We start from the raw sequence: 15631 nt of genomic DNA on the forward strand, positions 1-15631 counted from the left end.
TCTTTGGTCCGCAAGATAGTGTATGGGGTCGCGCTGCTGGCGCTGGCCACTGCCACCCCGGTCTGTGCAGAGGTGGTAAAGGCCGATACCCCGTTTGACCTGGGCGTTGCCGGCGGCTTTATCGCGGTGCGCGATTGGGACAAAGTCGCCACGCCCGGACTGGTTCGGCTGACCGCGCCTGAGGGCGATCTGACGGTGACGCTGGTCGATGTGGGCGATGCCACCGATGCCAAGGCGGCAGCCGCGGTCGCGCTGGCCCGCGCCGGCGTCATGCCGCGCCCGCTGGAAACCGCCACGGCAGAGGCACCGATCAGCGGCTGGGATGAACACCTGTGGCTGCGCTATACCGTGCCGCCGGCCGAACACGGGTCGTTGCAGATCGATGCTGTGCGCAAGGGCAAAGGCTGGGTTGCGCTGATCGTCAACGGATCGGATGCCACTGGCGAAAAGCGCAGCGCGGCAATTGGCACCATGTATGAATCGCTGCGCGCCAAGGGGTATCAGGAGGAAAACTTTGCCGGCAAACCCGCGCAGGAACTGACCCCCGAACGGATCGCCGCGCTCAAGGATTTTGTGACCGATGCGATGCGGCAATTGCAGGTGCCGGGCGTCGGGCTGGCGTTGATCCAGCATGGCAAAGTGGTGTGGGAAGGCGGGCTGGGGGTGAAACGGCTGGGCGGAGATGCCCCTGTCGGCGCGCACACCCGGTTCATGATCGCATCGAACACCAAGGGCATGTCGACGCTGTTGCTGTCCATGCTGGTCGATCAGGGCAAGCTGGGCTGGGATCAGCCCGTCACCCAGGTCTATCCCGGGTTTCGCCTGGGCAGCGACGCCACCACCCGCGCGGTCGTTCTGCGCCAGCTGGTGTGCGCCTGCACCGGCCTGCCGCGCAAGGATCTGGAATGGCTGTTCAACGGCGCCGGCAAACCCGCCCGCGACACCTTTGCGCAACTCGCGCTGACCGAGCCGACCTCGAAATATGGCGAAGTGTTTCAATACAACAATCTGATGGCGGCGGCGGCCGGCTATATCGGTGGCCATATCGCCTATCCCGATCTGGAACTGGGCGCGGCCTATGACAAGGCGATGCAGACGCGGATTTTCGATCCGCTGGGGATGACGGACACCACATTTGACATGGCCGCCGCACTGGCCGGCGATCATGCCGACCCCACCGGGCTTGATATCGATAGGCACCCGATCGTGCCGACACAAACGGTGAACTATCAGATTCAGCCCTATCGGCCTGCTGGCGGCGCGTGGTCAAGCGCGCATGACGTGGCGCGATATGTGCTGCTCGAACTGGGCGAGGGGCAAATGCCCGATGGCACGCGGCTGGTCAGCGCAGCCAACCTGCTGGAACGCCGCCGGCGCAATGTGCCGGTGTCACAGGACAGCTGGTACGGCATGGGGCTGGAAACGCGCCACCGTTATGGCATCGACGTGGTCTATCACGGTGGCAGCCTGGCGGGGTACAAGACCAACTGGTTCGCGCTGCCCCAGGCGGGCGTGGGTGCGGTGGTACTGACCAATTCGGACGAAGGCGTGCAATTGCTCGATCCGTTCCTGCGCCGGCTGATCGAGATGCTGTGGGATGCCAAGCCCGAGGCAGCCACCCGGATCTCCGCAGCGGCCGCTGCGCAACAAGCGGTGTATGTCGCGATCCGGGCCAAATTGACGTTTGGCGAAGCGGCGATCGACAAGCTGGGTCTGGCGACACGTTATCGTAATGCCGATCTGGGCCAGCTAGTGATCACCCGCGCCGATGGACACAGCCGGATCGCGCCGGGGCCATACAACGATGCGTTCGCCGTGCAGCACAACGCGGATGGCACCGACAGTCTGGTTATGACCGGTCCCGATCTGGTCAGCTTGGATTACCTGGTCGGCAAAGCTGCCGGCAAACGCACGCTGACCCTGCGCGATGGTCAGCATGTTTACGTCTATACCGAGGAATAGTTTCGCCCCCCGGGGGGGCTAAGCCGCCACGCCCACCGCGCGCAGCACGCTTTCAAACAGCGCGCGGCCATCACTGCCGCCATGCGCCGGTTCGATCATGCGTTCGGGGTGCGGCATCATGCCCAGCACATTGCCCGCGGCATTCAATACGCCAGCGATATTGCGCTGTGACCCGTTAACCGGCTCGGCATAGCGAAACGCGATGCGGTCGTCCGCTTCCAGCTGGTCCAGCGTGGCGGCGTCGGCATAGAAATTGCCATCGTGGTGCGCGACCGGGATGGTGATCCGCTGATCCTTGAAATAGCCTGACGTAAACAGCGACTGGCTGGTGCCCACGGTCAGCGCGACATCGCGGCAGACAAAGCGCTGCCCGCCATTGCGCAACAACGCGCCGGGCAACAGCCCCGCCTCGGTCAGCACCTGAAACCCGTTGCACACGCCCAACACCGCCACGCCGCGCGCGGCCTCTGCCACCACCGCCTGCATGATCGGCGATCGCGCCGCCATCGCGCCCGACCGCAGATAATCGCCATAGGAAAACCCGCCGGGCAGCGCGATGAAATCCAGGCCATCTGGCAGCACCGCATCGCCGTGCCACACGCGATGGACTGTGCCACCGGTGATCTCCTCGATCGCAACCGCCATGTCACGGTCGCAGTTCGATCCCGGAAAAGTGATGACAGCAGCGGCAAAAGGCATTTTAAGCTACCTTTTCAATGCGGTAATTTTCGATCACCTGGTTGGCCAGCAGCTTGCGGCACATATCGTCGAGCGCAGCGTCAGTCACGCTGTCGGCCACATCCAGCTCGATCAGGCGTCCCGCGCGCACATCCTCGATTCCCGCAAAGCCCATCCCTTCCAGCGCATGGTGGATGGCACGGCCCTGCGGATCGAGCACGCCGTTCTTCAGGCTGACATGGACGCGCACTTTCATCGTTCGCACTCTTTCATGACGGAATTTGCCTGCCCTATGCCCCCACTGGTGCCCCGGATCAAGCCGGTTCGGGCCAATTGCGCCAATCCCCCCGCGCACCTTCAAACCAGTGCGCCACGCGCAGCACGCCATGGTCATCAAACCGCCGCCCGACAATCTGCAGCCCGATCGGCAGGCCATCGGGCGTGACCCCGCAATCGATCGATGCGGCGGGCTGTTCGGTCATGTTGGCGGGCATCGTAAACGCGATATGGTCGAACGGCCGCGCCGGATCATTGTTGGGCCCGGGCAGCTGCGCGGCAAACGCCGGCATCGGCGCCACCGGCGACAGCACATAATCAAACCCCTGGCTGAACCGCACGCCTGCCTCGCGGATCGCCATCAGCTGCTGATATCCCTGGTACAGCTCCAGCGCGCTGGTGCGCTCCGCCGGTTCGACCCAGGCACGGATATAGGGCAGGATGCGGTCATAGCGTGCGGCCGGCAGATCGCGCGTTTCCGCCCAGAACCGCGTGCGGAAAAACGTGTCGAACGCATCGAACATGGCCGGCGTCAAAAACGGCGCCACTGGTTCGACAATCGCGCCGCCGGCCTCAAACACCCGCGCTGCCGCCTCAACCGCCGCGCGCACCGCCGGCTCCACCGGCGTGCCCGCGCCGGCGTCGGTCATCAGCCCGATGTGCAATCCCCGCACATCACCCGCCAGATCCATCCAGTCGATCGCACCGGGCGGCAGGCTCATGAAATCGCGCGCATCGCCTTTCGTGATCGCGGTCATCATCAGCGCGGCATCGGCCACGCTGCGCGTCATCGGCCCGGCTACGCGGCCCATATAGGGCGGATCGATCGGCACCCGCCCGTTCGACGGTTTCAGCCCGAACACCCCGCACCACCCCGCTGGCAGCCGGATCGACCCGCCGATATCGGTGCCCAGATGCAGCGGGCCATAGCCTGCCGCCGCCGCCGCGCCCGCGCCGCTGGATGATCCGCCGGGGGTGCGCGTCAGGTCCCACGGATTGCGGGTGAGCGCGTGAAAGCTGGACAGACCGGATGACAGCATGCCGTAATCGGGCGCAGTGGTCTTCGCAAAGATGACCGCGCCGGCCTCACGCAGCCGCGCTGGCGCCGGGGCATCGGCAGGCGCTGGGGTCAGGATGCTGGCGGCGGTGCCCAATGGCGTCGGCACGCCCCTGGTGGCGACCATTTCCTTGATCGTCACCGGCACGCCATCCAGCGGGCCCAGCGCAGCCTGGTTGCGCCAGCGCGCCTCTGCCGCGCACGCTGCGGCACGTGCGCCATCGGCATCCACCGCATAGGTCGCGCACAGTGCCGGGTCCCACGCCGCCACCCGCGCCAGCACGGCGTCGATCACCTCCACCGGCGAAAGGGCACCACTGGCATAGGCGGGGGCGAGCGCGGTGGCGGGCAGCTGGGCAAGATCGGTCATCGCGCCATCATGCCCTGCGCGCGGGCCATCGGCAAAGGGGGATCACACGTGATCCCCGGTCTTTTTTCACGGCCCCGGCGTCGGGGCAGCGGCGGGCAGCACCAACAGTTCAACCGCGCGGTCGGGCGCCAGATAGCGCGCGGCGGCACGTTGCAGGTCGTCCGCCGTAATATCCGTCAACAGCGCCTTTGCCGCGGTCTGGCGCGCAATGCGGTCGGGCCGGCTTTGCGCACGCGCGACCAGCGCCAGCCAGCCGCCATTGTCCTTCAGCGCGTTGTCGATCCGTTGCAACATCGGCGCGCGCGCACGGGCGATCAGGTCCGGGTCGATCGGCCCGGCGACCAGCATAGCCATGGTCGATTTCAGCGCAGCACGGGTGGGTGCCAGATCGCGGCTGGCGACCGCCGCCTGCACCGAAAACGTGCCCCAGCCCGGCCAGAAATCCGATTGGGCGGAATAGGCACGCGGCGAATAGGTCTTGCCCATCGTCTCTCGCAGCGTGTCCTGCACCGCGATCGTGACCACGTCCTGCAACAGGGTCAACGTCAGCGTCAGGCGCTGGTCGTGATCGTCGGTGGTGGGCCATTCCATCCGCACAATTGCCTGATCCGCCTCGCCGCTATGGCGCACCACCTGCGGGCCGCGCGTGTCGGTGAACTGCCGTTGCAGCGCGGCGGGATCGACGCGAAAATCGGCCTCGCGCGCGGGCAGCGCGGCCAGGCTGTGCGCCACGGCGGCAATCGCTGCCGCCTCATCAAAATCGCCGACCATGCCAATTTCGATCGCGCCATGCGTCAGCCAATCGCCAATATCGCTGCGCAATTTGCCAAAATCCAGCGCGCGATAGGCCGCCAGCGAGGCCAGCGCAAAGCGCGGATCGTGGTCGGAAATGATCCCGCCCAGCGCATTGGCCAGCGCGCTGTGCGGGGTCGCATTGCGCCGCGCCAGCACATTGGCAATGGCGGCATGGAACGCAGTATTGCCCTCTGCACGATAACCGGGATCGCTGATCAGCGCGGCCCAGTACCGGCATTGCAACGCCAGATCATCGGGCGTGGTGGTCGCCTCTGCCACAAACGCATCGCCCTGCGCGATCAGCGATCCGCCGACCGATCGCCCGGCCAGCAGTGTTTGCAAATCATCGGCGCTGTGCTGGCCCAGCCCGCCTTGCGCCAGAAACGGCACCATCGCCACCGCCAGCGGATTGTCGCGCGTGCCCAGCGCCTCGCCCCCGGCCAGCGCCAGGCTGACCCGGATGCGCCCCTTGGCCAGATCGGTGTGGCGCAAGTTCAGCCGCACGCCATTGGCAAATTGCACCAGCCGCACGCCCAATTGCGCATCACGGGCATCGGCCACGACCACCCCGGGCGGGCCGAACCGGTCATACCCAAACCGGCCCGATACCGGCACGAACGGGGTGGCAGTGGCGATCTGGCCCGCTGCCCAGCCGGCGCGCAAACCCGCTGCGCCGCCATCGGGCGCGCGACGGCCGCGAAACCGGATCAACGGCATGTCCAGTGGCAGTGCATCATCGCGCAGCGCGGCCAGCACCATCGCCGGGGTGATGGTGGGCGCAAACTGCGTGTACCGCGCCAGCGCATCGGCGGGCGTGGTGGGCACTGTGTCATCGGCAATCAGCGCCAGCGCGGCCGCCACCAGCGCAGAATGCGACCGTGTCGATCCTGCCGCAGCGGCATCAACAAAACCGGCGCGCAGGTTTGCCAGCTGTTCGTCCAGCTCGGCCCGGGTGAACCCCTGTGCCAGCGTCTGCCGCAGCACGGCGCTGGCGGCGATCAGCCCGCGCCGCCAGCCGCCGTCCGGCGTGTCGATGACCAGATTGGTGGTGCGGCCCAGATGGAACACCGGTGCGGTGCCAAACCCGGCGCCGCGAAACGGCGGATCGGCGCGGCGCGCCAGGCTTTGAAACCGTCGGTCGATCACGCGATAGCCAATCATGCGCAGCACCGCGCGGCGGCGGTTGGCAATCGTATCAGGCTCATCGCGCCACGGCCCGTGGCGCGACACGGTCACCCGTTCGGTCAGCGCCGGGTCGATATGGATATCTACCAGATCGCGCCGGTCGGTATCGACCGTGCCCAATGGCTGGCGCGGCGGCGGTGGGGTTGCAGGTTCGCGCCAATCGGCAAAATGCGCCGCCACCGCGCGTTCCATCGTGGCAGCGGAAAAATCGCCGACAATCACCACGTGCGTGCGCGATGGGCGGTAATGCGCCTGCCAGAATGCGCGCAAACCCGCCGCGCTGGCCAGTGTCACCCCCTGTTCGGTGCCAATCGGCAGCCGCTGGATATAGGTGGCGCGTGGGTACAGAAACCGCTGCGCACCCTGCCGGTCGGCCAGTGCAGACCCGCGCCCGTCGCGCATTTCGGCCAGCACCACGCCGCGCTGGCGTTCAACCGCCGCTGGCGCAAACGCCAGTTCGCTGGCGGTTTCGCGCATCAGCATCAGCGCGGTATCCAGCAGTGCCGGGTCGCCGCGCGGCAGATCAAGCTGATAGACCGTGCGTTCAAACCCGGTTGCGGCATTGGTGTCGGCGCCAAAGGTCAGCCCGGCGCGCTGCAACAGCGGCACCATTGTGCCCGGCGCCACATGGGTGCTGCCCTCAAACGCCATGTGTTCGACAAAATGCGCGTAACCGCGGCTGTCGGCCGCTTCATCCAGCGATCCGGTCTCCATCACCAGCCGCACCATCGCCGTGCCTGCCGGTGTCGCATTGGATCGCACGATCGTGCGCAGGCCATTGCCCAGCCGGCCATAATGAAATGCCGGATCGGGCGTCACATCGCTGGCCGCGAACGCCTGGTCGGGGCGGGGTGGGGGGGGCGTAACCAGCCCCCCGCCACCTTTTGCGCAGGCCCCCAGCAGCGCGACCGGCAGGATCAACCATGCAAGGCGGCGTTGCAAACCCAGCGTTCAGTTCACCACTGGCAGGTCGATATAGCTGCCATCATCGCCGCCCACGCTGATCATCTGCGTGGCCTTGGCATAATCGCCGGGTTTGGCGTCCAGGATCGACGCCACAAACGTCTGCGGGTTGCGATCATACAGCGGGAACCAGCTCGACTGGATCTGCACCATGATGCGGTGGCCGGGCAGGAACACGTGGTTCGCCGGCGGCAGCGCGAATGTATAGCCCAGCGGTGCGTTCGGCGTCAGCGGCTTCGCCTCCGACAGGCTCTGGCGATAACGGCCGCGGAAAATGTCCATGCCCACTGCCAGTTCATAGCCGCCCATGGCCGGGTCATACGCGACCTCGTCGGGATAGACGTCGATCAGCTTCACCACCCAGTCGCTGTCGGTGCCGCTGGTCGACGCGGTCAGGTGCACCACCGGTTGCCCGGCGATGGTCACCGGCTTGTCCAGCACCGCGCCGGTAAAGGTCAGCACATCGGGCCGACCCGACACCACGCGCTGGTCGCTGGTCAGCCAGGTGGGCCAGGGGTTGCCGTCATACCCCACCAGCTTGTTGGGGCGCGGCATGAACGACACCGGGTTGGCCGGGTCCGACACGTAATCGATCCGCGCCGCGCGGTCCGATGGTCCAAACCCCAGCGATTGATCGGCATGCAGGAACAGCTTGGTTTCCGGCTTTGCCACCGGCCAGCCGGGCAGGTGCTGCCAGGTCTTGGTGCCCGATTGATAGGCGGTGACCGGGGTCAGATCCATCGGCTGGTCATACAGATAATGCGCCAGAAACGGCGCCAGCACATGCATGCGCCACCATTTGGCGGTGTCGCTGTCCCACCGGATCGGGCCCAGCGATTCGGCGCGTTCAATCTCCTGCCCGTGGTACCAGGGCCCCATCGACATGAACAGATTACCAGCTTTGTCCTGCGATTTCAGCGCGGCCCATACCGCTGGCGCACCATAGATATCCTCCTGATCCCACAGCGAATGCACCAGCATGGTGGGCACGGTCAGCGGCGCGCGCGCCAGGATCTTGTCCATCGCCTGTTCCTGCCAGAACGAATCATAGGCCGGATGCGCTTTCAACTTTTGCCAGAATCCGATCTGGTCCAGCCCGTGCGCGGTGCCCAGCGCCCCGGCCGATCCTGCACGCATGAACAGCGTATAGGCATCGGCCTGCCCGGATTCATACTTGGCGGAATTGTCGCGGCTGGCCACCTGGTCCCAGATGTAATCGTTGTTGTACTGGCGATAGGCGCCATTGTGGAACCAGTCATCGCCGCGCCAGCCATCGACCATCGGGTTCATCGGCACCGCCACCTTCAGCGCGGGGTGCGGGTTGACCAGCGCTGCGAGCGCGGTGAACCCGTCATAGCTGATGCCCAGGATGCCGACGCGGCCGTTGGATTCGGGTACATTTTTCACCAGCCAGTCGATCGTGTCATACGTATCGGTGGCGTGATCGACCTTGGTGGGGTTCAGCGATGTGCCCACGAACGGCCGGTTCATCACATAGCCGCCGCCCGAACCGTATTTGCCGCGCACGTCCTGCACCACGCGGATATAGCCCCCCGCCATGACGACATCGGGTGCGCTGTCATAACCATCGATGCGGTTGGCCATATGCGGCGAATGGCCATAGCTGGTCTGTTCATCGGCACTATAGGGCGTGCGCGTCAGCAGCATGCCTGCGCCCTTTGCGCCGCGCGGCACCAGGATCACGGTGTGCAGCTTCACCCCGTCGCGCATCGGAATTTCCACCGCGCGGCGGTCAAAATCGCGCAAGGCGGTCGCCTCCTCCAGCTTGGCCGGGCGTTCGTCATAGACTGGCGGCGGCGCGGCGAGCGCAGGGACGGCGGCGCCCAGCATGAGGGCAAGACCAAGTGCGGTGGTGATTTTCATTGTCGCTCTCCCCAGGAATTCACGCCGGCGCACGGTCAAGCCGTTCGCCGATAATGTTGCTCAGCCGCCCCAATTGCGCCTTCAGCAAGCGGTTTTCGGTTTCGATCAATCCGGCATGCAGCGCCGCCAGCGCCAAGCCCACTTCATGCGCGGCCCAGCCCAGCAGCGCAACCTCATCCGGGCGATACAATGCGCCATTGCCCTTCAAATCCAGCAGCACCAGCCCCGCCAGCGCGCCATGGTCGAGCATCGGCAGCGCCAGCACACCGGGCAGGCTGGTAGACGTTTCACCCAGATCAAGCGGGTCACGTTCGGCGCGCATCAGCGCAAAGGCCGGATCATCGTCGCGGAAATGGCGCGGGGTCGCATCCCAGTTGCCCGCCACGCGGTCCAGCGCGCCTTCGTTGCGGCGATAGACCGCCACCCGCGCCTCCCCGCCAAACCGCACCAGTTCATCGGCAAACCCCCGCGCCAGCGCGCGCGCATCCTCAAAATGCGCCGCCGAAGCGACAAAGCGCCGCAGCGCATCCTCATTCGCCTGCCACTGGCGGAAAAACAGATGCTCGACCCGGTGCTCCACCCAATCGTGGACGCGGTGAAATGCCAGGTACACCAACACCGCTGCGCCCGCATCGATCCACGCGCTGGCCTTCACCCATTCTTCGGGCAGCAGGTGTTCAACACTCCATTCGATCAGGCCGAAACTGCCCAGCAGGATTACGCTGAACGTGCCATAGACCACCGTGCGATTGAGCGCGAAGCCAAGGTCGACTACGCGGTGGCGCAAGACGGCATAGGCCAGCGCCAGGGGCAGCAGCAGATTGCCCGGCAGCACCAACGCGATAATCACCGCAGGCGGATCGCGCGACATGTCATGACCGATGAACGCAAGAACCGCCTGCGTAAATCCGGCCCAGACCATGCACGTCATGGCAATGGCCATGACGGCAAACCGGCTCCGGTCCGCCCCGTCCGCCTCTCGCCATCCGCGCAAATTCCATACCATGCCCACGACGGCGCAGACCAGAAACGCCGCAGGGATCAGCGCCCGGCCATCGCCCAACACGGCAACGCTGGCATCGTTGAGAGCACACCACGCACCGAACAGATTGACGACCAGGCGCACGGCAGCCAGCAGGCCAAAGGCGGTGATCCAGCCACGTGATACCTGTGCGATGCGTTCGGCGTAAAGTGCGGCCGGGACCACGCACATGGCGGTGCTGCCGACGCTGGCAAACGCGCAGGCATACCGGATCGCGGCTGCCGACCATGGCGTCGTCGGCCAGGCCGGAAACGCGGTCTGCAAGCCGATCCCCATGATGCCGATACCGAACGCCAGCGCGGATACGCTGCCCCAGCCGCGCACGATCGCGATCGGTCCGAGGATCAGCGACACCATCATGGACAGGATAAAGGTCGATTGCTGGAACTGGTCGGAAGGCGGGAGCGCAGCAAAATGGGTCGGTGACACAGCAATTGTCACATGCTGCATCCGACCATCGCGGTCGGCGGTCAGCCCGATGGCCCGACCGGCCACCGGGCGCACGCTGGATTCATAGGGATGGTCAAAACGCACGCGCATCCCGACAGTCAGTCCCGCGCGCTGGGCGCTGCCTTGGGGCGTTACGGCGGTCACCCGTTCCCAGCCCGTTTGGCCTACCAGCCGTTCTGCCGCAAACCCGCGATCAGCGCCGGCGAACATGCCGAACGCACCGGTACGAAACAGTCTGTCAAGTCCTGACGATGCGCTGATCACCAGCACGAAGCCCGCAAACAGGACGACCGCGACGCTGCGCCAGCCGGTAAAAACCCAGCCAGCGGAGGCCGCCCCGGTGCCGTCACTTCGCCCCATGCACACACGCCCCCGCCGCAGAAGTGGCAGAGGTGCACAAGCGGGGGCGTTCCGTCAACCGGGGATGGCACCGGGTGCGATGCTGTGTACCGCCCTCAATTTTTGTCATTCCTGCGAAGGCAGGAATCCAGTTCTGCGCTATGTATCAGGATAGCCGCAGCGCAATATTGCTCAGCCGCGCAACTGGATTCCTGCGTTCGCAGGAATGACGTGGATTGTGGGGCGAACACCCAACGGCAAGGCGTACGCTACTTCTTGGTGCGCAGTTTCCGATGCGCGCCCAGGTCCAGCACTTCGGACGGGCCGCCTTCGTTGTCCAGCAGGCCAAGCCGGCGCGCGACTTCCTGATAGGCTTCTTCTTCGCCGCCCAGGTCGCGGCGGAACCGGTCCTTGTCCAGCTTTTCGCCGGTGGCCATGTCCCACAGCCGGCAGCCGTCGGGGCTGATTTCGTCGGCCAGGATCACGCGCGCAAAATCGCCATCCCAGATGCGGCCGAATTCCAGCTTGAAATCGACCAGGCGGATGCCGATCGTGGCAAACATGCCGCACATGAAATCGTTGACGCGGATCGCCATCGACGAAATGTCGTGCATTTCCTCGTTGCTGGCCCAGCCAAAGCAGGCGATGTGTTCTTCGGCCACCATCGGGTCGCCCAGCGCATCGTCCTTGTAATAATATTCGATCAGCGTGTGCGGCAGCGGTTCGCCTTCGGGAATGCCCAGCCGTTTTGAGATCGATCCGGCGGCGACATTGCGCACCACCACCTCGATCGGGATGATTTCCACCTGGCGCACCAGCTGTTCACGCATGTTCAGCCGGCGGATGAAGTGCGTGGGGATGCCGATATGCGCCAGCCGCGTGAACACATATTCGCTGATGCGGTTGTTGATCACGCCTTTGCCGTTGATCGTCCCGCGTTTCTGCGCGTTGAACGCGGTGGCGTCATCCTTGAAATACTGGATCAGCGTGCCAGGCTCCGGACCCTCATACAGGATCTTGGCCTTGCCTTCATAAATCTGGCGGCGACGGGACATGGGGCAAATCTTCCTGTGCAGCGAATGCAGACGGTACTGCCTTTTCGTATGGCACGAAACGGGGTTGGCTTAAAAAAACCCCGGAAAAACCGGTGCGCCCGGCAGGGGCAACACGCGATCGGCAACCGTCGAGTCTTTCATGGAGGTGCGCGCATAGGCGAAAAGTGCCCCCCGCGCAATTGGCCTGACCCGGCGTGTGCCGTTACCAGACCTGTTGCCGCGCCATACATTTTTTGGATCGATCCATTTTGCCATGGCGCGCAAGGGCCTGCCGCACTTATGGGGGTGGCCGGAAATAATTTTGCGGAAAACAAACCTGCCATGACCCGTGCCGCCACACTTGCGCTGATCGAACGCTATTACGCCGCTTTTAACGCGCGCGATTGGGCGGGCATGCTCGATTGCCTGTCCGACGATGTGGCGCATGATATCAACCAGGGCACGCGCCAGTCGGGCAAACCGGCGTTTGCCACGTTCATGGCGCATATGGAGCGCTGCTATCGCGAAAGGCTGGCCGATGTGGTGATCATGGCCAGCGAAGACGGCACGCGCGGCGCAGCCGAATTCGTGGTCCACGGCGAATATATCGCCACCGACGATGGCCTGCCCGATGCGGCGGGGCAGACCTATGTGCTGCCCGCCGGCGCCTTCATCGGCATTGCCGACGGGCGCATCAACCGCCTGACGATGTATTACAACCTGGCCGACTGGACCGCGCAGGTGGCGCCGGACGCAGCATGATCCTGGCCGTGCGGCCGCTGACCGGGGCGGAACTGGCGGCGGCGCTGGGCGATCTGGCCGATCTGCGCATCCGTGTGTTTGCCGATTTTCCCTACCTTTATGACGGCGATGCGGATTACGAGGCGCAGTATATCACCGAATTCGCCGCCGCGCCCGATGCCGTGCTGGTCGCCGCGTTCGATGGCGCACGTATCGTGGGCGCGGCCACGGCTGCGCCGATGATCCACCAAAAGGCCGAATTTCGCGATCCGTTCGCTGCGCGCGGCGTCGATGTCGCGCGATTGTTCTATTTTGGCGAAAGCGTCCTGCAGCGCGAATATCGCGGGCAGGGTGTTGGGCACGCGTTCTTTGATGCGCGAGAGGCGCAGGCGCGCCAATGCGGCGCCACTGCCGCCTGTTTTGCCGCAGTCATCCGCCCCGCCGACCACCCCGCTCGCCCGCACGGGTATGTCCCGCATGATGCGTTCTGGCAAAAACGCGGCTATGCCCCGGTGCCCGGGCTGGTCACACAGTTGGGCTGGAAGGACCATGGCGACATGGCCGAAACCGACAAACCCATGCAATACTGGATGCGGCAATGGTAGTTTCACACTGGCGCGTGGCAGCCGCGCAATATCCGATCGATCAGCTGGCGGACTGGGACGCCTATGCGGCAAAGCTGTCGCGCTGGGTGGCAGAGGCCGCCGCCGGTGGCGCAGTACTGGCGGTGTTTCCCGAATATGCCGCGATGGAACTGTCCAGCCTTGATCCGGCGACAATGGGCGATCTGCAGGGATCGATCGCGGCGGTGTCGGCGCTGCTGCCGCGTGTGGATGCGCTGCATGCTGATCTGTCGCGCGAACACGGCATCTGGCTGCTGGCGGGCAGCGCGCCGCGGCGGCTGGGTGATGGCCGGTTCGTCAACACCGCGCGGCTGTTTTCGCCCGATGGTCGCGCCGGGTATCAGGACAAGCTGATGATGACCCGGTTCGAACGCGAACAGTGGGGCATTGTCGGGGGCAGCAACGGCATCAACGTGTTCGTCACCCCGATCGGGCGGCTGGCGGTGCTGATCTGCTATGACAGCGAATTTCCGCTGCTGGCGCGCGCCGCGGTAGAGGCCGGCGCTGAGGTGCTGCTGGTGCCCAGTTGCACCGAAACCCTGCACGGATACTGGCGCGTGCGCATCGGCAGCCAGGCCCGCGCGCTGGAGGGGCAGTGCTATGCGGTGCATTGCCCGACCGTGGGCGATGCCGACTGGTCACCCTCGGTCGATCGCAACCGGGGGGCCGCGGGCATTTATGGCCCGCCCGATCGCCATGTGGCACAGGGCTTTGCCATGCCCCAGGACGGGGTGCTTGCAATCGGCGAAGAATCGCGCGCGCAATGGGTCTATGCCGATCTGGATCTGCGCCAGATCGCTGCGCTGCGCGCCGATGGCGGCGTGCTCAACCGGCGTGACTGGGCGGAACAGCCCGGTGCCGAACCATTGCCGCACGTCACGCTGGTCGATATGACCTGAATGCGTCAGGGCATTGTCGCTGGTGCGATGATCGGGTTGGGAGTGGTCGGTGATGCAGATGGCACGGCGCAATATTCTGGCGGGCGGCGGTGCGATTGCGGCCGCGCTGCTGGCCGGGATCGGCACCAGCGCGCGCGCAACGGGCGCGGTGCGGCCGGTCAAACCGGTGGTGCTGGGCCATCGCGGCTGCAGCGCGCTGCGCCCCGAACACACGCTCGGCTCCTATGCCAAGGCGATTGCCGATGGCGCCGATTTCATCGAACCCGATCTGGTCGTGACCAAAGACGGCGTGCTGGTCGCGCGGCACGAAAACAACATTGCCGAAACCACCGACATTGCCGATCATCCCGAATTTGCTGCGCGCAAAACCACCAAAATGGTCGACGGCATATCGCAGACCGGCTGGTTTACCGAAGACTTCACCCTGGATGAACTGCGCGCCCTGCGCGCGCGCGAACGCATGGTGGGTGAGGGGTTGCGCACCGAAAGCCATTCCTATGACGGGATGTTCCGCATTCTGACGCTGGCCGAAATCGGTGATTTTGTGGCCGCTGAATCCGCTGCGCGCGGGCGCATCGTGGGTTTGATCCCGGAAATCAAGCATTCCACCTATTTTGCCGCCGCCGGCCTGCCGATGGAGGACCGGTTCGCCAGCGAACTGGCGGCCAGCAAATACCTGATGAATGCGCCGATCATCGTGCAATCGTTCGAAATCGCCAATCTGAAGGCTTTGCGCGGGCAGCTGGGCGATCGCCCCAATGTGCAATTCATGCAATTGATCGATGACGATGGCCTGCACCCGGCCGATGTGCTCAAGGCTGGCGGCACACTGACTTATGCCGAAATGATGACGCCCGACGGGCTGGCAGCGATCGCGACCTATGCCGATTGGGTGGCGCCGTGGACGCGCCAGCTGATCCCGCTGGGCGACGATGGCAAACTGGGCGAGCCCAAGGCGGTGATCGCCGATGCGCACCGCTGCGGATTGCTGGTCGGGTGTTACACGTTCCGTCCCGAAAATCAGTATCTGGCCGCTGATTGGCGTAACGAGGCGGGTGTGAATGCGCGCAATCCCGAAGGCAGCGTGGCGGAAATCCGCCGCTATCTGGCCGAAGGGCTGGACGGATTCTTCACCGATGACCCCGCGCTGGGTCGCCGCGCGGTTGATGGCGCGTAATACCAACGTGCGGTGAGACAAACCTATCAAGCCCCTCCCCTTCAGGGGAGGGGTTGGGGTGGGGCCCATCCCCAAAGGCCGATCCATGTGGAGAGGCCCCACCCCCGGCCCCTCCCCTGAAGGGGAGGGGGGAAAAGCCCGCCATCATCGCAACCT

Annotated in this window: 12 protein-coding genes; 5 read left to right on the top strand and 7 right to left on the bottom strand. The window is 65.1% G+C overall.

Annotation, left to right across the window (positions count from 1 at the left end):
- The first annotated feature begins 3 nt into the window (after positions 1 to 3).
- A complete protein-coding gene (locus ABWP89_RS08255) occupies positions 4 to 1962 on the top strand; it encodes a serine hydrolase domain-containing protein (protein WP_353228541.1) in 1959 nt (652 codons plus the stop codon).
- An 18-nt stretch (positions 1963 to 1980) separates the two neighbouring features.
- Here the strand turns inward: ABWP89_RS08255 and purQ are convergent, their stop codons facing one another.
- From purQ to purC, 7 genes are all read right to left on the bottom strand, one after another.
- Entirely contained in the window at positions 1981 to 2661 is a 681-nt protein-coding gene (purQ, locus tag ABWP89_RS08260; protein WP_353228543.1) for a phosphoribosylformylglycinamidine synthase subunit PurQ, read from the bottom strand.
- Position 2662: 1 nt separating this feature from the next.
- Positions 2663 to 2896, bottom strand: coding sequence for a phosphoribosylformylglycinamidine synthase subunit PurS (purS, locus tag ABWP89_RS08265; RefSeq protein ID WP_353228544.1), 234 nt, complete (start codon positions 2894 to 2896; stop codon positions 2663 to 2665).
- A 58-nt stretch (positions 2897 to 2954) separates the two neighbouring features.
- Entirely contained in the window at positions 2955 to 4343 is a 1389-nt protein-coding gene (locus tag ABWP89_RS08270) for an amidase (RefSeq protein ID WP_353228545.1), read from the bottom strand.
- Between the two features lie 66 nt (positions 4344 to 4409).
- The gene (locus tag ABWP89_RS08275; protein WP_353228546.1) at positions 4410 to 7265 is read right to left on the bottom strand and encodes a M16 family metallopeptidase; all 2856 of its coding nucleotides are present in this window, start codon (positions 7263 to 7265) and stop codon (positions 4410 to 4412) included.
- 9 nt (positions 7266 to 7274) lie between these two features.
- Positions 7275 to 9170 (bottom strand): CocE/NonD family hydrolase, encoded by a 1896-nt coding sequence (locus ABWP89_RS08280; protein WP_353228547.1) that lies wholly within the window; start codon positions 9168 to 9170, stop codon positions 7275 to 7277.
- A gap of 19 nt (positions 9171 to 9189) precedes the next feature.
- Positions 9190 to 11022, bottom strand: a complete 1833-nt coding sequence (locus tag ABWP89_RS08285) for a hypothetical protein (protein ID WP_353228548.1) — start codon at positions 11020 to 11022, stop codon at positions 9190 to 9192.
- 248 nt (positions 11023 to 11270) lie between these two features.
- Positions 11271 to 12056: a phosphoribosylaminoimidazolesuccinocarboxamide synthase gene (purC, locus tag ABWP89_RS08290; protein ID WP_353228549.1), complete on the bottom strand. Its 786-nt coding sequence runs from the start codon at positions 12054 to 12056 to the stop codon at positions 11271 to 11273.
- A gap of 321 nt (positions 12057 to 12377) precedes the next feature.
- Between purC and ABWP89_RS08295 the strand changes: the two genes are divergently transcribed.
- From ABWP89_RS08295 to ABWP89_RS08310, 4 genes are read left to right on the top strand one after another with little or no spacing between them, the layout of a single operon-like run.
- The gene (locus ABWP89_RS08295) at positions 12378 to 12797 is read left to right on the top strand and encodes a ketosteroid isomerase-related protein (protein WP_353228550.1); all 420 of its coding nucleotides are present in this window, start codon (positions 12378 to 12380) and stop codon (positions 12795 to 12797) included.
- Positions 12794 to 13381, top strand: coding sequence for a GNAT family N-acetyltransferase (locus ABWP89_RS08300; protein WP_353228551.1), 588 nt, complete (start codon positions 12794 to 12796; stop codon positions 13379 to 13381). Before ABWP89_RS08295 ends, ABWP89_RS08300 begins: the two co-directional genes overlap by 4 nt.
- Positions 13375 to 14298 (top strand): carbon-nitrogen hydrolase family protein, encoded by a 924-nt coding sequence (locus tag ABWP89_RS08305; protein WP_353228552.1) that lies wholly within the window; start codon positions 13375 to 13377, stop codon positions 14296 to 14298. The genes ABWP89_RS08300 and ABWP89_RS08305 overlap by 7 nt, the downstream gene beginning before the upstream one ends.
- 52 nt (positions 14299 to 14350) lie before the next feature.
- Positions 14351 to 15475 (top strand): glycerophosphodiester phosphodiesterase family protein, encoded by a 1125-nt coding sequence (locus ABWP89_RS08310; protein WP_353228586.1) that lies wholly within the window; start codon positions 14351 to 14353, stop codon positions 15473 to 15475.
- The last annotated feature ends 156 nt before the right edge of the window (positions 15476 to 15631 follow it).

The sequence above is a fragment of the Novosphingobium sp. genome (assembly GCF_040398825.1).
In the GTDB taxonomy this organism is placed as follows: domain Bacteria; phylum Pseudomonadota; class Alphaproteobacteria; order Sphingomonadales; family Sphingomonadaceae; genus Novosphingobium.